This is a genomic window from Planotetraspora phitsanulokensis (genome assembly GCF_016863295.1).
GTDB lineage: Bacteria > Actinomycetota > Actinomycetes > Streptosporangiales > Streptosporangiaceae > Planotetraspora > Planotetraspora phitsanulokensis.
Genome location: NZ_BOOP01000035.1, coordinates 1 through 19,053 on the forward strand (window position 1 = coordinate 1; position 19,053 = coordinate 19,053).

The window sequence follows — 19,053 nt, forward strand, 5'->3', positions numbered from 1 at the left end:
CTCGGCGCGGGGCGTTTTCGCTGTTCAGGGTGCCGAGTTCACGGCAGGCCCGAGTGGTTGACGCGGGTTCAACACTTTTTCCGTATATATACGGATCTCACTACGGATGTTCAACGTCTGGCGGTGGACCTAGCGTCGCGCGCATGACCGGCTCGGCCGGACTCCCAGCAGAAGGAGCGCCGTGACCCTCCCCCGCCTCCCCCCGTAGCCCCCGTTCCCGCCATGGGAGACATGCCCGCCGGATGAGACGCCCCCGTGCCCGACGCCGGCGATAACCCCGTCCATTTCTCTCATCACCCCCCGACTCCCACCTGTCCGCCGCCGGCTGCCGTCCGACGGCGTGAGCCGCCGTGCCCGCTCACCGGCGAACCGCGGTGTGGGAGGCAGAGAAAGGAAGACGCCCATGAGGCGCAGAGCCCTCCTCGCGGTGACCGCGGCCCTGGCGACGATCGCCGTGGCGGCGCCCACCACTCCCGCGGCGGCGACGCCGTCCGCGAGCACCACCCGCCTGTCAGATCCCCGGCAACTCGCGACGGCCGCCGCCGACCAGGCCGTGGCGAGCGGCTTCGACAAACTGCGCAAGCGGTCGGACGAGAGTTACCGCCGCACCGCCGTGACGCCGAGCGCCGGCGGCATGTACTACGTCACCTACGAGCGCTCCTACAAGGGACTGCCCGTCGTGGGCGGCGACGCGGTCGTCGTCACCGACTCCAGCGGGCACGTACGCGACACCGCGGCGGCGGCCCCCACCACCAAGGCCGTGACGACCACGCCGACGATCACCGCCGACCGGGCCCTGGAGGCGGCGAAGACCAGGCTGGACCGGGTCGACGACAGCGCCGCGCCGCGCCTGGTGGTCCTCGCCTGGGGCGCGGGGCCGCGGCTCGCGTGGGAGAGCCTCGTGTCCGGCATCTCGGACGGCAAGCCCAGCAAGCAGCACGTGTTCGTCGACGCGACCACGGGCGAGATAGCGGACGGCTACGACGAGGTGCGCGCGGGCACCGGCACCGGCTACTACTACGGCCAGGTCACCATCGACACGAGCGGCTCCGGCTCCTCGTACTCGATGACCGACCCCACGCGCAGCGGACTGCGCTGCGGCGGTCAGAACGGCTCCGCCTACACCGGCACGGACAACGCGTGGGGCAACGGCTCGGGCACCAACCTGGAGACCGCCTGCGTCGACGCGCTCTACGCCGTGCAGCGGGAGTGGGACATGCTGAGCTCCTGGCTCGGCCGCAACGGCATCAACGGCAACGGCGGCGGCTTCCCCGCACGCGTCGGCCTGAACGACGTCAACGCCTACTGGAACGGCAGCTACACCAACTTCGGGCACTCGCAGGACAACACCCGTCAGGCCACGCCCATCGACGTCGTGGCGCACGAGTTCGGCCACGCCATCTTCCAGACCACCCCGGGCGGCGCCGGGTCCGGCAACGAGAACGGCGGCCTGAACGAGGCGACGGGCGACGTCTTCGGCGCGCTCACCGAGGCCTACGCCAACAACCCGAACGACCCGCCGGACTACCAGGTGGGCGAGGAGGTCAACCTCGTCGGCGACGGGCCGATCCGCTACATGTACAACCCGTCGCTCGCCGGCGACCCCAACTGCTGGTCGTCGTCGATCCCCGGTACCGAGGTGCACTCGGCGGCCGGTCCGCTGAACCACTGGTTCTACCTGCTCGCCGAGGGCTCCTCCCCCGGCGGCGGCAAGCCGAGCAGCCCGATCTGCTCGGGCGGCCCCTCCTCCGTCACCGGCGTCTCCATCCAGAAGGCCGGCAGGATCTACCTGGGCGCCCTGCAGCGCAAGACCTCGACCTGGAAGTACGCCAACGTCAGGTCGGCGTCCCTCGCGGCGGCGGTCGAGCTGTACGGCGCGAACAGCCCGGAGTGCGCCGCGACCAAGGCGGCGTGGAACGCGGTGAGCGTGCCCGTGCAGTCGGGTGAGCCGGCCTGCGGCACGTCGAGCAGCGACTTCTCGCTGTCGCTGAGCCCGACCTCCGCCTCGGTCGCGCCCGGCGGGCAGGCCACGGCCACGGTCGGCACGCAGACCACCTCGGGCGGCGCGCAGACGGTCAACTTCAGCGCCTCCGGCCTTCCCTCGGGCGCCACCGCGAGCTTCACGCCCACGTCGGTGACCTCCGGCGCCTCCTCCACCTTCCGGATCACCACCGGCACGTCGACGCCGGCGGGGACCTACACGGTCACCGTCACGGGCACCGGCTCGACCGGCAGCCACACCGCGACGTTCACGCTGACGGTCACGGGCACGGGCGGCGCCCGGACCTTCACCAACGGCACCGACTACGCGATCAACGACCTCTCGACCATCACCAGCCCGATCACGTCCACGGCGACCGGCACGGCGGTCTCCCCGGTCCGGGTGAGCGTCACCATCTCGCACACCTGCGCCGAGGACCTGCGGATCCGCCTGCGCGGCCCGAGCGGGACGTACTACACGATCGACACGAGCGGCGGCTCCAGCTGCACGCAGTACGGCACCAGGACCTACTCGGTGCCCGTCTCCCAGCAGGCGTCCGGACAGTGGGTCCTCGAGGTGGCCGACCAGTACCGCCTCGACACCGGCGTCCTCGACACCTGGAGCATCACCGTCTGACGGCTCCGCCAGAACGGCGCACATCGAACGGCACATGAAACGGCGCCCATGAAGCGGAGACAGGCCCCCGGGACCACGCGTCCCGGGGGTTTCGGCATCACGGCCGGCTCACGGTTCAGCCGGGTGGGGCGACCTGCGTACGCGACCGCAGGCCGAGCTTGCGCAGCACGGTGGCCACGTGGCTCTCCACCGTGCGCGTCGACAGGAAGAGCACGTCGGCGATCTCCCTGTTGGTACGGCCGAGCGCGACGAGCCTGGCCACTTCCTTCTCCCGCTCGGACAGCGTGCTCGCGTTGCCCCTCTTCCCGCGTGGGAGCGGGACCTCGGCGCCGATGTCACGCAGCGCGCGCCTGCAGCGGGCGGCGTCATGCGTCGCGCCGAGCCGGGCGAACCGTTCCGCCAATTCGATGAAGGCCGCCGCTGCGCCGCCGTCCCCGAGCGCGAGCCTGGCGCGCGCCTCCCCCTCGCCCGCACGCGCCGCCGCGTACGGCTGGGGCAGCACGGCGTAGGCCTCCTGGGCGTCCGCGTAACAACCGACGGCGTCGCCGTAGCGGCGCTCCGCGGCTGCGAGCGCGCCACGGGCCATTTCGAGGGCGGCGTGCGCGGCGGGCGCGACCTTGCCCGCGATCCCGCCGGCGTAGTCGGCGACCAGGTCCGCCGCCGCCTTCGGCCGTCCGGCGCAGGCGAACGCGGTCACGGCGGACGGGACCAGATGGGCTCCCCAGACCCAGACGCCCTTGCGGCGCAGCCGGGCGACCGCCGCCTCGGCCTCCGTTGACGCGGCGTCGAACTCGCCGCGGGCGAGACGCAGGTCGACGAGCCCTCCGGAAGCGGCCGTCACGATCGGCAGGTAGCGGGCGTCGGGCGCGTCGAGTCCGGCGGTGTGGAAGTGCTCGGTCGCCTCATCCCATTCGCCCGTCGCCAGGGCGAGCAGGCCCAGGACGAGCCAGGCGTCCACCGCGATCAGCGGGGTCTCGGTCGCGAGCTCGGCCAGGGACGCGGCCCGGTCGCGCAGCCCGTCCCACCGCCCGGTCAGCCAGTCCCCGCGGATCGCCGACGCGTCGAGGAGGTAGGCCTGGTACTGCGCGCCCGTCTCCACCGCCAGACGCCGGCCCTCCTGCGCGTACCTCTCGGACTCGGCGTGCAGCCCCAGGGTGACCAGCTCGTCGTGGATGTTGCAGTAGGCGCGCGCCACCTGTCTGCGGACGGCGATGCGCGGGTCGGCGACGGGCAGCGTCCCGGCGACGGCGAACGCGCCGGGCGAGCCGAGCGCCATCTCGAAGGAGGCGCGGTTGGCCAGCACCGCGGCCGCGAGCTCTGGGCTGTCGGCCGAGGCGACGAGCGCCTCCGCGCGGGACATCCACTCCTCCTGCGTCGTGACCGGCTCGGTGCCCCACGCCGGCATGGCGAGCAGCGCCCAGCCGCGGGCGGCGAGCGTCGGCCGCTCGCTCAGCTCGTCGAGGGCGATCATGATCTCCGCACGTCCGGCGGCGGTGTCCCCCGCCTGGTTGGACAACACCACGCCGAGGTTGAGCCGCACCTCGCCCCTTGCGTCGTCCGACAGGAAACCGTCGCGCAGCACGTGCCGCAGCAGCCGTACGACCCGCTGGTGGGACAGGCCGGTGGCGGCGAAGCGGCTCAGCATCAGCGCGAGGGGCACCCGGTGGGACGCGGGCAGGTCGGGATCGCCGAGCATGCCCTCGATGACCTCCACGGCCAGCGCGGTGTCCCCGACGGCGGCGGCGTGCTGGGCCGCCGTGGTCCCGTGGCGCAGCCAGGCGTCGGTGTCCCCGGCCTGACGGGCGTGGAACGCGAGCTGCACCAGCGGCGGCGAGTCCACGGCGCCGAGGGCGGTCATCGCGCGCTCGTGCGCCGACCGGCGGTCGGGGCCGGGGATGGCGTCGTACACAGCCTGCTGCGCGAGCGCGTGGCGGAAGCCGTACCGGCCGCCGGGGTGCTCGTGCAGGACTCCCGCCAGCAACGCCTCGCCCAGCCCGGCGGAATGGCCGGCGACCGCGGAGATCAGCTGCTCCCCGGCGGGGAGGCGGAGGACCGCTGCGGCCTGCACCGCGCCCGCCGCGGCGGCGGACAGACCGGCCATCCGCTCGGCCATCGCCTCCCGCAGGAGGAGCGGGACCCCGGCACGGTCGAGCGCGTCGGGTTCCTCCGCGTCGGGCAGGGACCCGACCACCTCCTCGACCACGAACGGGATGCCCGCCGTGCGTTCGTGCAGCCGCACGACGAAATCGTGCGGAAGATCGGAGCGGTCCAGCAGCGCGCAGGCGAGGTTGCCGACATCGGTCATGTCCAGCGGGGCGAGCGGCACCACCACGCTGGTCGTGTCCGGCTGGTGCCGGTAGGCGCGCCCCAGCGGCGAGCGGGCCGCGCCCCGGCTCTCCCGCCGGTGCGTCGCCACGACGGTCAACCCCTCGGGCGGCTGCCCGGTCAGGAAACGTAACAGGTCGCGGGTGCCGTCGTCGGCCCAGTGCAGGTCCTCGATGACCAGCACGGCCGGCCCGACGGCGCCGAGCAGCGCGCGGATCGCACGAAAGAGCCGGTGGCGTTCGGCCCGCGGATCGTCCAGGGGCTGCGGCGAGGGCGGCAGCACCGCGGCGAGCTCGGGAAGGTGCCCGCGAAGCACCCCGGTCACCGGGTTGAGCACACGGTCCGACGGCAACCGGCCCGCGACGTCGCGCAGCGCCTCGAAGACGGGCCCGTACGGAAAGGGTTCGCGGATCTGGTGGCAGTAGCCGAGGAGCACGGCCCTGTCACCGGCGGGGAGGCGGCCGAGCGCGGCGCGGACGAGCCGGGTCTTGCCGATCCCCGCCTCGCCTTCCACCAACACGACCGCCGGGGGACGGGTCATCGCACCGGCCAGGATCCGCAGCTCAGAGATGCGTCCGACCAGTGCGGGCGAGGGGGCGCTGCTCATCGACCGCTCCAAGGTACGGGTGTGCTGGACCCCCCGGGACAGTTATCCACGCACCTTCGGCCGAGGTCAACCCCAGAGCGTTACAGACCAGTTGCGAATGCAGTCAAGTCACCCGGACGCCGACCGCCCACGCGCCCCCGCTTCCCCCGGCCCGCGAAAGCGTACGCACAGGCCACGGGGCACGACCAGACGACGACGCCAGGTGCGGTCGTAAACGGGGATCAACCGATCGGATGATGCCAACCCCAGCGCGACAGGCGATGTACACGAACGGCGCCCGCCAGGATCATCTGGGCATGGCGATTATCGAAGTGAACGGCCTGCGTAAGGCGTACGGGGGCAGACCCGCCGTTGACGGGGTGTCCTTCGCCGTTGAGGAAGGCGAGATATTCGGAATCCTCGGCCCGAACGGCGCGGGCAAGACGACGACGGTCGAATGCGTCGAGGGACTGCGAGTCCCCGACTCCGGCACCGTCACGGTGGCCGGTCTCCACCCGGTATCCGATCACGCACAGCTGACGCGGATTCTCGGCGCCCAGTTACAGGAGAGCGATCTGCAGGCGAAGCTCACCGTGCGCGAGGCGCTCGAGCTCTACAGCGCCTTCTATCCGAAGCCGGCCGACTGGGGGTCACTCGCCGAAAGGCTCGGCCTCACCGACCGTCTCACCGCCCGCTTCGGCAAGCTCTCCGGCGGGCAGAAGCAGCGGCTCTTCATCGCGCTCGCCCTCATCGGCAACCCCAGGATCGTGGTGCTCGACGAGCTCACCACCGGCCTCGACCCGCGAGCCCGCCGCGACACCTGGAAGCTGATCGAGGACGTGCGGGCCTCCGGGGTGACCGTCCTGCTGGTCACGCACTTCATGGAGGAGGCCCAACATCTGTGCGACCGCGTCGCCGTGATCAACGCGGGCAGGGTGGCCGCGCTGGACACCCCGGCGGGCCTCATCAGCCGGACCGCGTCGTCGACCGTCATCGCGTTCACACCCTCCCGGCCGCTCGACGACGCCGACCTGGCCGCGCTGCCCGCGGCGACGTCAGTCGAACTGAAGGACGACCGGGTGGTCGTCAACGGGACCGACGCGACCGTCAACGCGGTGATCGCACTGCTCGCCCGGCGCCAGATCACGGCCGAGCGGCTGCGCGTCACCGACGCAACGCTGGACGACGCGTTCCTCGACCTGACGACCGACAACGGAGCCACCCCGTCGGAGCCGGTGGCACACCGCGCGGCGGATCTCACCGAGCAGGAGGCCTGACATGTCCGCATCCACCGCCGTGCTGAAGTCCGAGGCCCGGCTCTTCAGCCGCGAGCCGGGAAGCCTCTTCTGGATCATCGCCTTCCCCTCCGTGCTGCTGGCGATCCTCGGCCTGATCCCGACGTTCCGAACGGCCGACCCCTCTCTCGACGGCCTCCGGGTCATCGACCTGTACGTCCCCATCGTCGTGCTCCTGGCCATCGTCATGGCCGGGGTGCAGGCCATGCCGCCCGTCCTCACCGGCTACCGGGAACTGGGCATCCTGCGTCGCATGTCGACCACTCCGGTACGGCCCGTGTCCCTGCTGACGGCGCAGATCGTGCTGCACGGCGCGGCGGCCGTGTGCTCGGCGGTCATCGCGATGGCCGTGGGCCGTCTCGTCTACGGCGTGACACTGCCCGGGCAGCTCTTCGGGTACGCACTGGCACTGGTCCTCGCCGCGCTGGCCGCCCTCGCGGCGGGCGCCACGATCGCCGCGCTCTCACGGACCACGAAGATCTCCACGGCCATCGGCTCGGCCGTCCTGTTCCCGTCGATGTTCACGCTGGGCGTCTGGCTTCCCGTCCAGGCCATGCCGGACGCCCTGCAGCGCGTCGTCCTGCTCACCCCGTTCGGGGCCGCCTCGCAGGCGCTGAACGAGGCGGCGGCCGGCGACTGGCCCAGTTGGTCGCACCTCGGCGTGACCGCGCTGTGGATCGTCGTCCTCGTCGGCGCGGCTGCACGCTGGTTCCGGTGGGAGTAGGGAACGGGAGGAGAACGAGGTGACGGAAGCCGACACCGCGGACATGAGCTGGGGCAGGGAGTGGTCCTTCCGCTGGATCCCGTACGTCATGCTGGGCCTCGCCACGCTGATCTCGGCCGCTTCGAGCAGTCTGTTCATGACGCGTGGCGAGGAATACGCGGCGGGGGCGCTCGTCGTGGCCGCGCTGGGGCTGCACCTCTGGTGGAGCAGGACCAGCCCGGGCCTGCCCGAGTTCGACGTGCGCGGCCGGGTCTACTATGTCGCGCGGTTCGCGCTCGGCTTCGCGCTCACCTGGCTCAACCCGTTCTTCGCGATCTACGCGGTGCTCGGCTACTTCGACTCCGGCGACCTGCTGCCACGGCGTCTGATGTACGCCGGGCTGCTGGCCACCGCCGCGACGATGGCGGGCTCGCAGTCCGGCGGTCTGCCGATCAAGGACGGCACGCAGTGGGTCGCCTTCGCGGCGCTGTACGTCGTGAACGCCTCGCTCACCCTCGTCTTCGGCAAGATCGGGGCGCGCGAGGCCGAGAACACCAAGGCCAAGGCCGCCACCATCGCGGAACTCGAGCGCACCAACGCCCGCCTCGAGCAGGCGATGGAGCTGAACGCCGAGCTGAACGCCCGGCTTCTCGTCCAGGCCCGGGAGGCGGGGGTCAACGACGAACGCCGGCGCCTGGCCGCCGAGATCCACGACACCCTCGCGCAGGGCCTGGCGGGCATCATCACCCAGCTCCAGGCGGCCACCGACAGCGCGGACCCCGCGACCGCCCGCGACCACGTGGAGCGCGCGGCCGCCCTCGCCCGTCACAGCCTGGGCGAGGCCCGCCGCTCGGTGCAGAACCTCAGTCCCGGCGCGCTGGAGCACCACACGCTCCCGGAGGCGTTGAAGAACCTCGTCACGACATGGTCGGCCTCGACGGGCGTGCGGGCGGAGTTCACCGTCACCGGCACCGTCGAGCCGTTGCACGACGAGGTCGAGGCCACCGTGCTCCGCATCGCTCAGGAGACGCTCGCCAACGCCGGTCGGCACGCCCAGGCCACGCGGGTGGGCGTCACCCTGTCGTACATGGACGACGAGGTGAGCCTGGACGTCCGCGACGACGGTCGCGGCTTCGACCCGCTCACGGTGCCCCAACGCGAGACCGCGCGCGGCTTCGGCCTCGGCGGCATGCGCGCCCGCGCCGAACGCATCGCCGGGACGGTCGCCATCGAGTCCGAGCCGGGACGCGGCACGGCCATCTCTGCTCGCGTACCGTTGGTGCCCCATGGCTGAGCGCACCATCACCCTCCTGATCGTCGACGACCATCCCGTCGTGCGTGACGGTCTTCGCGGCATGTTCGCCGCGCACCCCGAGTTCGAGGTCCTCGGCGAGGCCGCCGACGGACGGCAGGCGGTCGAGCTCGCCGCCCTCCTCGATCCCGATGTGGTCCTGATGGACCTGCGGATGCCGGGCGGGGGCGGAGTCGACGCCATCGCCGAGCTGACCCGCCGCGGCCTGCGCTGCAAGGTGCTCGTCCTCACCACCTACGACACGGACTCCGACACCCTGCCCGCGATCGAGGCGGGCGCCACCGGCTACCTGCTCAAGGACGCGCCCCGCGACGAACTCTTCACCGCCGTGCGGGCCGCCGCCGAAGGCAAGACGGTCCTGTCGCCCGCCATCGCCTCGCGCCTGGTCTCACGGGTGAGAGCGCCTGGCGGCGAACCACTGAGCGCGCGGGAGCGCGAGGTGCTCGGCCTCGTCGCAAAGGGCACGTCCAACCGTGAGATCGCCTCTGTGCTGTTCATCAGCGAGGCGACCGTCAAGACCCATCTCACCCACCTCTACGCGAAGCTGGGCGTCAAGGACCGGGCCGCGGCCGTCGCGGTCGCGTACGAGCGGGGCATCCTCGGCTGATCCGTCCGCGCGGATCACACCCCGCTCCCAGTGAGCGTGAACTCGAAACCTCCCTGCCGCAGAGACATGGGTGTCCGATGTCGCGACGACAGGAGGAAGTCAATGAACCGGTTACATCAGTCCGCCGCACTGTGGTGACGATCACACGCCGAGGACGTCGTCGCGGAGACCTTCCTCGCGGCGTTCCGGCAGCGCCGGAAGTACGACCTGACCAGGCCGGACGCCCGGCCGTGGTTGTTCGGCATCGTCACGAGGGAGATCGCGCGCCGGCGGCGGGCCGAGGAGGCCCGCTACCGGACGCTGGCCCGGGCCGGCTCCGGCGAGGTCGTGGACGGGCTCGCCGACCGGGTCGCCGCGGCGGTGACCGCCCAGGCGCTGCGCGGCCCGCTCGCCCAGGCCGTCGGGCGGCTCTCCCCCGCCGACCGCGACGTGCTCCTGCTCGTCGCCTGGAGCCAGTTCACCTACGAGGAGGTCGCCGAGACACTGCAGATCAAGATCGGCACGGTCCGTTCGCGACTGCACCGGGCGCGGCGGCGCATCCGGGAAGCGCTCGGCGGAAGCAACCCCACCACGGCTATCGAGGAGGATCGATGAACGAGCTGAAGACTCTGGACGACCTGGGCACGGCGCTGGACCCGGCCTCCGCGACCCCGCCCGACCGGCTCCGGCAGCGGGTGCTGGCCGAGACGGCCCGGGAGACGGCCCGGACCGGGTTCCGGCTGCCGCGGTTGACGATGCCCACGACCAGGCCGTCGACAGGCTGGCGGATCGCCGCGGCCGGAGGGCTCGCCGCGGCGCTCACGGCCGGCGTGCTGACGACCCAGGTGGTGAACGTCGGCGGGAGCCCTCCGGCGTCGACCGCCTCGGCGGCGGTGCGCATCCTCCAGGGCGCCGCGTCGGAGGCGCGGAGCCGGCCGATGGTGGCGGTCCGGGGCGACCAGTTCGTCTACGCGGAGTCGATCACCACGGCCATCGGGATGCCGCAGGCACAGGGCGCCGACCCTGCCGACATGACCGTCGTCTCCCAGCGGCGCCAGGCGTGGTTCTCCGCCGACGGCACACGCGACGGGGTGATCCGTGAGCGCGCGAGGTCCGGCGGCGATGTGAGGGTCATCGACCTGCCGGGGTGCCGTGACGGGGTCCGCGTCCAGAGCAAGGGCGGCAAGGCGGTCGGACAGCCGTGCGAGCCGGAACCCCGCTACAGGACGGATCTGCCGACGGACGCGGACGGCATGCTGGCCCATCTCTACCGGGCCGGCGGCGACACCAAGAATCCCCGGGACCAGGACGCGTTCACCGCGGCAGGCGACCTGATCCGCGAGACGTATCTCTCGCCCGCCTCGCTGGCCGCGGTCTTCGACGCGGTGGCGCGGATTCCGGGGGTGACGGTGGTCGGCGACGTGAAGGACGAGGCCGGTCGCACCGGCGTCGCCGTGGCGCTGACCCAGGTGCAGGGCTCCAGGGCCGAGCTGATCTTCGATGCGCGCACTCACGCCTTCCTCGGCGAACGCTCGACGCAGGTCCGGGACCAGGACGGGCTCACGGCCGGTCAGGTGCTCGACTCCACCGCGATACTCAAGATCGCGATCGTGGACCGGGCAGGTCAGACGTCCTGAGAACAAGGCTGGAGAGATTTCACCTGGTGAGGACCGGCGAGGTGCGACGGTGGCGCACCTCGCCGGTCCGGCCTGCGTCATGCCGGCCACACGCGAGGAGGACCGACTGACGGTTGCACGAGCAACCGGCCGCGTGTCGGGGGCGTCGACAGGACCAGACACGAGTGTGAAAATCCTGCGGTGCATCACGACGCATTCAAGAACGTGAGTGAACCGACAGGACCTCATGGCCCGCGCTGAACACCGGGAGAGGCACCTGAGGGGTTTGGCTCGCAATACCGCCGCCCCATCGGAGATCCTGCTGCGGATCCTCGCCGCCCCGATGACATTCGAGATCGCCCTCGCCCTCACGCATCGTCCTGACCTGCCGGAACCGATCATCGACGCGATCGTCCGTCATCCGAATCGCGACGTCCGGCAGTTGCTGGCATTCAGCTCGAACGTGACCGCCGCTGCTCGCTCCCGGCTCGCCGCCGACCCCGGCGCCGGGGTGCGCAGGGCCCTGGCCGAGGAGGGGACACGGCAGTATTCGGTGTCCACGCTCGAAGCCCGCCCCTGGCTGACGGACGAAGCCTTCGAACGTCTGGCGGCCGACGTGGACCCCCGCGTCCGAGGCTGGATCGCCGATCACTCGGAGACGCCGGATCGGTTGCTGATCCGTCTCGCGGCGGACCCGGACCCGTGGGTCAGCGACGGGCTCTTCGAGCGGTGGCGATGGCGGACCCTCTCCGAGTCGGCCCGGGAAGCGTTGCTGAACCACGACGAGCCCGGCGTGCGGGAAAGGGCGGAGGAGGCGCGACGGATTCAGGCCGCGGTCTCCGCACCTCTTACGCGTGATCAGGCGGAGAAGGTCGCCAGGCATCAGGACCCCGAGCAGCGGATGCGGGTGGCCGCCGATCCCCACCTGCCCCGGGATCTGGTGGAGGAGCTCGCTCATGATCCGGAACCGAAGGTCCGTCTGGCCGTCTCGGTGCGGCAGGACCTGACCGAACGGCAACGCGTGGGGATCGACTACGAGGTGGACCCGAACGAACGTTTCCGGCCGGTCCCGTGGACCGTCTCCTACTTCGACGACGTCGAGGTCATGCGTCGTTGCGCCGCCTCCTCACATCTGCAGTTGCGCCGCAGCGCGGCCTGCAGCCCGTACCTGCCACAGGAATCCGTCGAGGCACTGGCCCAGGAAGACGACTTCGTCGTCCGGCTCATGCTGGCCGAGCACCATCCCACTCCACCCGCCGGACTGCTGCTGCGCATGGTCATCGAATTCGACGGCTACACGACAGGGAAGATGATCGACAACCCCAACTTCGTCCGGACGGGCCTCAGCCGATTCGCCGGCTCCTCCAACCCGCGCGAGCGTTGGGTGTCACTGCTCGATCCAGGCCTCTCCCCGGCGACCGTCGACCGGCTCAGCCGAGACGACGACGATCGAGTTCGCCATGCCGCCACCGCACATCCGCGGCTGCCCCTCGACCGGCTCCGGATCCTCCTCGATGACCTCGACACCGCCATGGCCGGCGCCTCCAATCCGGCGTTGCCCGTCTCCCTCATGCACGAGATGCTGCGCGAACACACGTGAGAGGCCGACGTGCGGCGATCCGGCCGGCCGTCACGTCCGTGCGGTTTCGTCGCGTGGACGTACACCGAAATGATCGGGATACTTACCGTGTTGATCCCGGGCGCGACCATGGGGGGACGTTGTGGGTCGTGATCCCGGCACTCGGGCGGAAGTTCAGAGCTGGCAGCTCGGCTACACGCGTGTCCTTCGCCTGGTGGGTGAGCTGGACGCCGTCACCGTCCCGGACCTGCGCCTGACGCTGGACGAGGCGATCACCTCTGACGATCCCTCGCTGGTCGTGGACCTGACCCAGGTGACCTTCATCGCCTCGGCGGGCGTCGGCGTGCTGGTGGAGTTGCGGGTGCGGGTCTCGGAGCACGACGGACGCCTGATCGTGGTGCTCCCTCGTGTCGGCCGCGCACGCCGCATGTTCGAGGTCACCCGGATCGTGGATCACTTCGAGATCCGGGAGACCGTCGAAGACGCGGTGCGATCACTGCGGGACGCATCGGATCCGGCGCAGGCACCGGTGACGACCGAACTGGAGCGGTGAGCGCATGGCATCGCTCCCGGGTTCGGTCCGGCTGCCCGACGGCGTCCGGATCCGCGGTCGTGGACTACGCGATCCCCTGCCCGAGGGCCCGGTGCCCGACTTCGGCCTCTACCTCGGCGCCGCGGTTCTCCGGCGCCGCCACGACGCGGCCTTGACCTGGCCGCATGAATGGGTCTCCTGGCCGGACTTCCTGCTCCCCCTGGACCGCGACGCGGCCGCGCGTTCCATCGTCCGGCTGCACGACCGCGCACGATCCGGCCTCGGCGTCGAGGTCGCGTGCAACGGGGGCATCGGCAGGACCGGCACCGCCATCGCCTGTCTCGCCACCCGTACGGGCCTGTCGCCAGGCGACGCCGTCAACTGGACCCGGGCGAACTACCACCACAGGGCGGTCGAGACGCCCTGGCAACGTCGATGGGTGGCGTGGTTCGCCGGCTTCACCTCGTCGTGGCCCGAGGGGCCGCCACCGGCCCGTCACGACTGACGAGCCGGAACCTCGCCGTGTCCGGTGCCGGTCAGCACTACGGGACACAGCGAGGTGCGGGGCGGCCGGCGTCAGGATTCCGGTTGGACGTCCATGCCGTAGATCGGGTTGTAGTTCAGATGCTCACGGGTGACCAGCAATCGCACCACCCCCGCTCTGACCGACTCGGCGTCCCATACGGTCCAGTCGTCTCCCACCTGGTCCGCCGTCAGGGGATCCAGCCCGTAGCCCTTGTCCGGCCCGAAAGGTTTCACAAGCTCGAACCCGGCCGTCAGACCCCGCTTACGCACCTCGGCCATGACCTGGCCGACCGGACGTCCGTGCACCTTGGCTCCGGCGAGGTCCTCGCCCGCGACTGTGGCCCGCCCCGGGTCGTCGTAGGTCTCACCGGCCCGAGCCTGGCGTCCCAGCTTGAACCAGGACTTCCCCGTCAGGTCGGCCGGAAGCCGGAGCAGCAGATAGCAGCCCTTCTCCCCCGCCTTGCACTCCCTCTCGTCCCGGTCCACCATCGCCGAGGTCCACGTCGTCACGTTTCCGGGTCCGCTCGCGCCCACGCTTCCCGACACCACCATGCCCACCCGGCTCGGAGAGACGGGGACGATGAGCAGGTCCACATCCAGGCCGACCGCCTTGAACGCCTTGCTGTACTTGTCGTGGTCGGCGTAGGGATCCTTGATACGGGCGACGTACTCGTCCCCCTCGCGCTGGATCTCGATCTCCGAGCTGGCGTAGGAACTCGCAGCCCCTCCGCCGTCCTGCAGCAGGCTCGGACCGACGACGATGCCCGTGGCGAGCAGCGCGGCGGCGGCCAGGCTCAGGGCCAGGCGTCGGAAGCCGTACCGGCGCTGCGGCTCCACGGCGGCCGCGCCGGGCTCCTCCTCCATGATCGAGGCCAGCAACGTCCGCGCCCCCGCGTCGGACGGACGGCCTCCCGGCCTCCCGGGCTGAACCCGGGGCAGGGTCCTCATCATGATCACGATCTCATCGACGTTCTTCATAGTGGCCTCTCCGCCGGGGTCAGCCGGCTCTCGGAGGTGACACACACGCCCGCCTCGGCGAGCGCACGTGAGAAGCGCCCGCGGGCGCGATGGAGCCTGATGCGTACGGCGTTGCGTGACAGTCCGAGCGCCGTGGCGATCTCCTGACGGTCCAGGCCCTCCCACGCGACCAGCGACAGCAGCTCACGGTCGTCGTCGGGCAGGGTGCGGAACACCTGGGCGATCGCCTCCAGCTCCACCCCGCTGTCCGGGGAGTCCCCGTAGAGGTCGGCCATCTCGGCGTCGAGCTCGACGCTGCGCGCCTGCCGGCGCACCTCGCCTCGCCGATGGTTGGCCAGCACGTTTCGGGCGACGCCGTACAACCAGAGCGTGGCCTCTTCTCCCGACGGCAGCTCGTCCACACGCCGCCAGGCGATGGCGAAGGTCTCCGCCACCACGTCCGCCGCGTCCTGCGGCGAATCGCAGCGGCGCGCGGCGTAAGCCGTGATCTGGCCGTACGCCCGCTTGTAGACGACTTCGAATCTGGCCGGCCGCTCGTCATCCATAAGCGGTTCCCATGACTGATTTCCCTACGTAGGCGCGAAACGCGGACGCTCTCCTTATGTACGGAAGTGGCCCATCATTTCTCGCCGGCCCGCGGAATCTCAGCGCCCGGAAGCTGCTCTCAGTCGTCCAGCCGGAAGGCGAGCTCGGTCTCCCATTTGTCCATGTCGGGCTCGACCGCGGGATCGGTCTTGTACAGCTCGAGCCGGCACCCCCACCGGTCGCCCTCGGGGGTCGGGGACATGTCCCACCGCAGGTCACGCTCGGCTGCCCACCGCAACACCTCGGCGGTGAGGTCCATCAGGTCGTCGGGATGGCCGACGTGCGTGACGCTGACGTAACGCCCGGCGGGCAGCACGCCCGACAGGATCACTCCGTCGCCCTGTACGTCGTCCGTCACGGGCACGCCCGCCTCCATCTCCAGGCTGTGGTCCATGTCGATGACGTTGAACCTGAAGAAGGGCGCTCCCGCGGGCGCGATGCCGCGGGAGTCCAGCCAGCCGAAGATCTCCGGGAAGCGGTCGGCGATCTCACCGATGGTGTCCATGGAGACCCGGCCTCTGATCGCCACGTACGGCTGATCGGCACGGGCCACGACCGTGGGTTCCGGCATCGCGACCTCCCGGCTCACGCCCGCAGGATCTCCGGGGCTCCGGTCAGAATGCCACCGAAGCCCCGGGTTCGGCCGGGAAAGTCCCGATGCGGTCAGCGGGTGCCGGCGGACGCCTGGTCCGGCTCGTCCTCGCCGAACCGCATCTCCGGCGTCGGACGGCGGAAGCCTCCGGTCAGGACCGCCAGGTAGACCAGGCCGATCGCGAGCCAGACGAGGCCGAGCGTGATGGCCTTGGCGTCCAGGTTGGTCAGCAGCCACACGCAGACCGCGGCCCCGATCACCGGGACGACCACGTGCCCCGCGACGCCGAGCGCGCGCCCCGCCCTCCGCTCCCGCAGCCAGAGGGCGATCACGCTGAGGTTGACGCAGGTGAAGGCCACGAAGGCGCCGAAGTTGATGAAGGAGGTCGACGTGGCCACGTCGAGCCTCAGCGCGATGAGCCCGACCGCGCCGGTGAGCAGGATGCCGAAGGCGGGGGTGCGGAAGCGAGGGTGGACGAAGGCGAACAGCTTGTGCGGGAGGACCGAGTCGCGTCCCATGGCGTGCAGCAGGCGGGCGGTGCCGGCCTGCGCGGCCAGTCCCGACGCGAACTGGGCGACCACGAGCCCGGCCAGGAAGACCGAGCCGAACAGGCTGCCGCCGATGAGCTTGGCGAGGTCGAACGCGGCGGACGACGAGTCGGCGAACGCGCCGCCCGGGTGCAGAAGTTGTGCGACGTACGCGACGACCACGAAGATCCCGCCGCCGATGAGCGCGACGAGCAGGATGGCCCGCGGGATGGTCCTGCGCGGGTCCCTGGTCTCCTCGGTCAGGGTGGTCACCGCGTCGAAGCCCAGGAACGAGTAGGCCGCGATGGCGGCCCCACCCGTGACGCCTGAGAACGTGGCCGTGGTCCCGGAGAACGGGGTGAGGCTGAACAGGCTGCCGGCGCCGTCTCCGCCCACGACGTGGCTGACCGCGAGGACGACGAAGAAGACGATGACCAGGATCTGGAAGGTCATCAGCAGGCTGTTGGCCTTGTCCGCGACCTTGACGCCCACCAGGTTCAGCACGGTGGTCAGCACGATGAAGCCGAGGATCCAGACGGCGAAGGGGACACCGGGGAACTGCGCCGACAGGTAGGCGCCGCCGATCAGCCAGATGACCATCGGCAGGAAGAAGTAGTCGAGCAGGACCGCCCAGCCCACCATGAACCCGGCGCGCGAGTCGATGGCGCCGCGCACATAGGTGTAGGCGGAGCCCGCGACCGGATAGGCCGCCGCCATCCGCCCGTAGCTGTGGGCGGTGAAGAGCATCGCGACCAGCGCGATCAGGTACGCCGAAGGGGTCGCGCCGCCGGTGGTCTCCGCGACGACGCCGAAGATCCCCAAGACGATCAGCGGCGTCATGTACGCCAGGCCGAACAACACGACGGAGTTGAGGCCGAGCGACCTCGTGAGGGTGGGTGGCTGGGACATGTGCCGGTCTCTCTATCGGGGGGTCCGCGGCCGCCAGCGGTCCGGGTGCAGGCGGCCTTCGTAGAGCGGGAGGTCGATGGGGGCGTCGCCGGGGAGGAACTGCGACCACATCCGGTTGAGGCCGGCCGTGCCGTACCGCCGGACGCGGGTGACGTCGTCGAGGTCGATCGCGTCGGTGAGCACGGCGGCGCCCGCGTGGCCGACGGCCGCCCGGATCCTGCCCTCCGGGTCGACGATCAGGCTCTCCCCCACGCCCTCCGGGCCGGCGGTGTTGACGCTGAGGACGAAGACCTGGTTGACGATGGCGTTGGCGCGGGCGAGCACGAGTTCCTGCGCACGGTCGCAGGTGGTGGTCTTGACCGGGTTGACGATCACTTCCGCGCCCAGCCACGCGAGGTGCCGCGCGGCCTCGGGGAACCAGGCGTCGTAGCAGATGGCGAAACCGAGCCGGCCGACCTCGGGGATGTCGAAGACCACGAAGCGGTCGCCGGGCTGGTACGGCTCATAGGGCCGCCACGGGAACATCTTCCGGTAGGAGGCGACGAGCCGTCCCTCCGGTGAGTACGCGAGAGCGGTGTTGTGGATCGCTCCCCCCTCTCCCCGTTCGACCACCGTCCCGGGCAGCAGCCAGACCCCGAGGTCTCCCGCGAGCTCGGCGAGCCGGCGTCCGCGCGGCCCGTCGAGCGGCTCGGCCATGGCCTCGATCTGTGCGTCCCGCTCCTCCAGCGTGCCGTCCGTGCCGCAAAGGTGCAGCTCCGGATAGGCGATCAGGCGCGTCTGCGGAAGGCTCGCGACCTTCGTGTGAACGGCCTCGGCGAAGTCGTCGAGGTCTGCGGCAGGCGGGTCCTGCACGAGCGCCAGGGGGAGCACACGGGACATGACGGCGAAAATAAGTCATGTTGAGCAGTTTTCGCAATAGTGCTCAAGATGATTCATTTTCTCAATTCTGGCCGGTGAGCTACCGTGATCGCATGTCCCCCGCGTCCAGCGAGCGCGCCGGTTCCCCCATGCCCGGTGAGCGTGCGGTCTTTCCCACGCCCGGTGAGCATGTCGACCTCGCCGCACCGGCGCTCGCGGGGATCCGCCGGTTGTCGGCTCTGGACACGGTTCGCGCGCGCATCGGTCTCGCCGTCGACCTCGGCCTGCTCAAGCCGGGCGAACGGCTTCCGCCGACCGCCGACATCGCCGCCGCCCTGGACGTCGGCGAGATCACGGTCCGCCGCGCCCTGGTCTCGTTGTGCGCCGACGGAGTCCTGCGCCGGGTCCGCGGCAGGACCGGAGGCACGCTCGTGGAGTCGGCGCCCGCGACGGGCGTCGTGTCGGAGATCGCCGCCTACCAGGAGTCGGCCGCGGAGGTCCACCGTCTGATCGACCATCGCGCGCTCCTGGAGTGCGGAGTCGCGCACCTCGCCACCCTGCGCACCGACGCCGGCCACATCGCCGCACTGACGGACGTCGTCGGCCAGATGGACGCCGCCAAGGACTGGGCGGACTTCCACGCGCTCGACGAGCGGTTCCACGTCCTGGTCGCCGAGGCCACCGGGCTGGCGGGAGCCGTACCGGAGTATCGGAAGGTCCTACAGGACCTGTACCAGTTCTACCTGCCCTATCCCGTCGAGTACCTGCGCGAGTCCAACGGCGAGCACCGGGAGCTCGTCGAGTCCCTCGCCGCTCGGGACCCCCGCGCCGCCGTCGACGTCGCCAGGCGGCATGTCGAGATCCTGCACACCACGATGTTCGTCGGCCTCGTCTGAGTCTCCCCGCGTCCGTGCGCGGCCCCTTCACG

General features: G+C 71.1%; 16 protein-coding genes and 1 pseudogene. 11 read left to right on the top strand and 6 right to left on the bottom strand.

From position 1 onward, the window contains the following. Nucleotides 1-403 precede the first annotated feature (403 nt). Nucleotides 404-2,617, top strand: coding sequence for a M4 family metallopeptidase (locus tag Pph01_RS32685; protein WP_204077053.1), 2,214 nt, complete (start codon nt 404-406; stop codon nt 2,615-2,617). 115 nt (nt 2,618-2,732) lie between these two features. Here Pph01_RS32685 and Pph01_RS32690 read toward each other — a convergent pair whose 3' ends face one another. Then, entirely contained in the window at nt 2,733-5,549 is a 2,817-nt protein-coding gene (locus tag Pph01_RS32690) for an ATP-binding protein (RefSeq protein WP_204077054.1), read from the bottom strand. A 296-nt stretch (nt 5,550-5,845) separates the two neighbouring features. On the opposite strand from Pph01_RS32690, the gene Pph01_RS32695 reads away from it, so the two are divergent. From Pph01_RS32695 to Pph01_RS32735, 9 genes and pseudogenes are all read left to right on the top strand, one after another. Next, nucleotides 5,846-6,805, top strand: coding sequence for an ABC transporter ATP-binding protein (locus Pph01_RS32695; protein WP_204077055.1), 960 nt, complete (start codon nt 5,846-5,848; stop codon nt 6,803-6,805). A gap of 1 nt (nt 6,806) precedes the next feature. Further along, entirely contained in the window at nt 6,807-7,547 is a 741-nt protein-coding gene (locus Pph01_RS32700) for an ABC transporter permease (protein WP_204077056.1), read from the top strand. Between the two features lie 19 nt (nt 7,548-7,566). Beyond that, on the top strand, nt 7,567-8,820 hold the full coding sequence (locus Pph01_RS32705) for a sensor histidine kinase (RefSeq protein ID WP_239117183.1): 1,254 nt from the start codon (nt 7,567-7,569) through the stop codon (nt 8,818-8,820). Then, nucleotides 8,813-9,445 (top strand): response regulator, encoded by a 633-nt coding sequence (locus tag Pph01_RS32710; protein WP_204077057.1) that lies wholly within the window; start codon nt 8,813-8,815, stop codon nt 9,443-9,445. The genes Pph01_RS32705 and Pph01_RS32710 overlap by 8 nt, the downstream gene beginning before the upstream one ends. Before the next feature lie 156 nt (nt 9,446-9,601). Then, nucleotides 9,602-10,039 (top strand): annotated as a pseudogene (locus Pph01_RS32715) (RNA polymerase sigma factor); the annotation flags it as partial. Then, on the top strand, nt 10,036-11,061 hold the full coding sequence (locus tag Pph01_RS32720; protein WP_204077058.1) for a CU044_5270 family protein: 1,026 nt from the start codon (nt 10,036-10,038) through the stop codon (nt 11,059-11,061). The pseudogene Pph01_RS32715 and the gene Pph01_RS32720, both read left to right, overlap by 4 nt. Before the next feature lie 265 nt (nt 11,062-11,326). Next, nucleotides 11,327-12,640, top strand: coding sequence for a hypothetical protein (locus tag Pph01_RS32725; RefSeq protein ID WP_204077059.1), 1,314 nt, complete (start codon nt 11,327-11,329; stop codon nt 12,638-12,640). Nucleotides 12,641-12,761: 121 nt separating this feature from the next. Further along, entirely contained in the window at nt 12,762-13,172 is a 411-nt protein-coding gene (locus Pph01_RS32730; protein WP_275412901.1) for an STAS domain-containing protein, read from the top strand. 4 nt (nt 13,173-13,176) lie between these two features. Next, nucleotides 13,177-13,656, top strand: coding sequence for a protein-tyrosine phosphatase family protein (locus Pph01_RS32735; protein ID WP_204077061.1), 480 nt, complete (start codon nt 13,177-13,179; stop codon nt 13,654-13,656). Nucleotides 13,657-13,727: 71 nt separating this feature from the next. Here the strand turns inward: Pph01_RS32735 and Pph01_RS32740 are convergent, their stop codons facing one another. From Pph01_RS32740 to Pph01_RS32760, 5 genes are all read right to left on the bottom strand, one after another. After that, the gene (locus Pph01_RS32740) at nt 13,728-14,654 is read right to left on the bottom strand and encodes a hypothetical protein (protein ID WP_204077062.1); all 927 of its coding nucleotides are present in this window, start codon (nt 14,652-14,654) and stop codon (nt 13,728-13,730) included. After that, nucleotides 14,651-15,199 carry an RNA polymerase sigma factor gene (locus Pph01_RS32745; protein ID WP_204077063.1) on the bottom strand — a complete coding sequence of 183 codons (549 nt, stop codon included), beginning with the start codon at nt 15,197-15,199 and terminating at the stop codon, nt 14,651-14,653. The genes Pph01_RS32740 and Pph01_RS32745 overlap by 4 nt, the downstream gene beginning before the upstream one ends. A gap of 119 nt (nt 15,200-15,318) precedes the next feature. Then, the gene (locus tag Pph01_RS32750) at nt 15,319-15,828 is read right to left on the bottom strand and encodes a GyrI-like domain-containing protein (protein ID WP_204077064.1); all 510 of its coding nucleotides are present in this window, start codon (nt 15,826-15,828) and stop codon (nt 15,319-15,321) included. 74 nt (nt 15,829-15,902) lie between these two features. After that, nucleotides 15,903-17,267, bottom strand: coding sequence for an APC family permease (locus tag Pph01_RS32755; protein ID WP_204077065.1), 1,365 nt, complete (start codon nt 17,265-17,267; stop codon nt 15,903-15,905). A gap of 12 nt (nt 17,268-17,279) precedes the next feature. Next, nucleotides 17,280-18,146, bottom strand: coding sequence for a carbon-nitrogen hydrolase family protein (locus tag Pph01_RS32760; RefSeq protein WP_204077066.1), 867 nt, complete (start codon nt 18,144-18,146; stop codon nt 17,280-17,282). 92 nt (nt 18,147-18,238) lie between these two features. Between Pph01_RS32760 and Pph01_RS32765 the strand changes: the two genes are divergently transcribed. Then, a complete protein-coding gene (locus Pph01_RS32765) occupies nt 18,239-19,021 on the top strand; it encodes a FadR/GntR family transcriptional regulator (protein ID WP_239117184.1) in 783 nt (260 codons plus the stop codon). Nucleotides 19,022-19,053: the final 32 nt, after the last annotated feature.

Excerpts from the sequence above, each read along its gene's own strand:
- Pph01_RS32685 (WP_204077053.1), top strand. The coding sequence starts at position 404 with ATGAGGCGCAGAGCCCTCCTCGCGGTGACCGCGGCCCTGGCGACGATC.
- Pph01_RS32690 (WP_204077054.1), bottom strand. The coding sequence starts at position 5,549 with ATGAGCAGCGCCCCCTCGCCCGCACTGGTCGGACGCATCTCTGAGCTG.
- Pph01_RS32695 (WP_204077055.1), top strand. The coding sequence starts at position 5,846 with ATGGCGATTATCGAAGTGAACGGCCTGCGTAAGGCGTACGGGGGCAGA.
- Pph01_RS32700 (WP_204077056.1), top strand. The coding sequence starts at position 6,807 with ATGTCCGCATCCACCGCCGTGCTGAAGTCCGAGGCCCGGCTCTTCAGC.
- Pph01_RS32710 (WP_204077057.1), top strand. The coding sequence starts at position 8,813 with ATGGCTGAGCGCACCATCACCCTCCTGATCGTCGACGACCATCCCGTC.
- Pph01_RS32720 (WP_204077058.1), top strand. The coding sequence starts at position 10,036 with ATGAACGAGCTGAAGACTCTGGACGACCTGGGCACGGCGCTGGACCCG.
- Pph01_RS32735 (WP_204077061.1), top strand. The coding sequence starts at position 13,177 with ATGGCATCGCTCCCGGGTTCGGTCCGGCTGCCCGACGGCGTCCGGATC.
- Pph01_RS32740 (WP_204077062.1), bottom strand. The coding sequence starts at position 14,654 with ATGAAGAACGTCGATGAGATCGTGATCATGATGAGGACCCTGCCCCGG.
- Pph01_RS32745 (WP_204077063.1), bottom strand. The coding sequence starts at position 15,199 with ATGGATGACGAGCGGCCGGCCAGATTCGAAGTCGTCTACAAGCGGGCG.
- Pph01_RS32755 (WP_204077065.1), bottom strand. The coding sequence starts at position 17,267 with ATGTCCCAGCCACCCACCCTCACGAGGTCGCTCGGCCTCAACTCCGTC.
- Pph01_RS32760 (WP_204077066.1), bottom strand. The coding sequence starts at position 18,146 with ATGTCCCGTGTGCTCCCCCTGGCGCTCGTGCAGGACCCGCCTGCCGCA.
- Pph01_RS32765 (WP_239117184.1), top strand. The coding sequence starts at position 18,239 with ATGTCCCCCGCGTCCAGCGAGCGCGCCGGTTCCCCCATGCCCGGTGAG.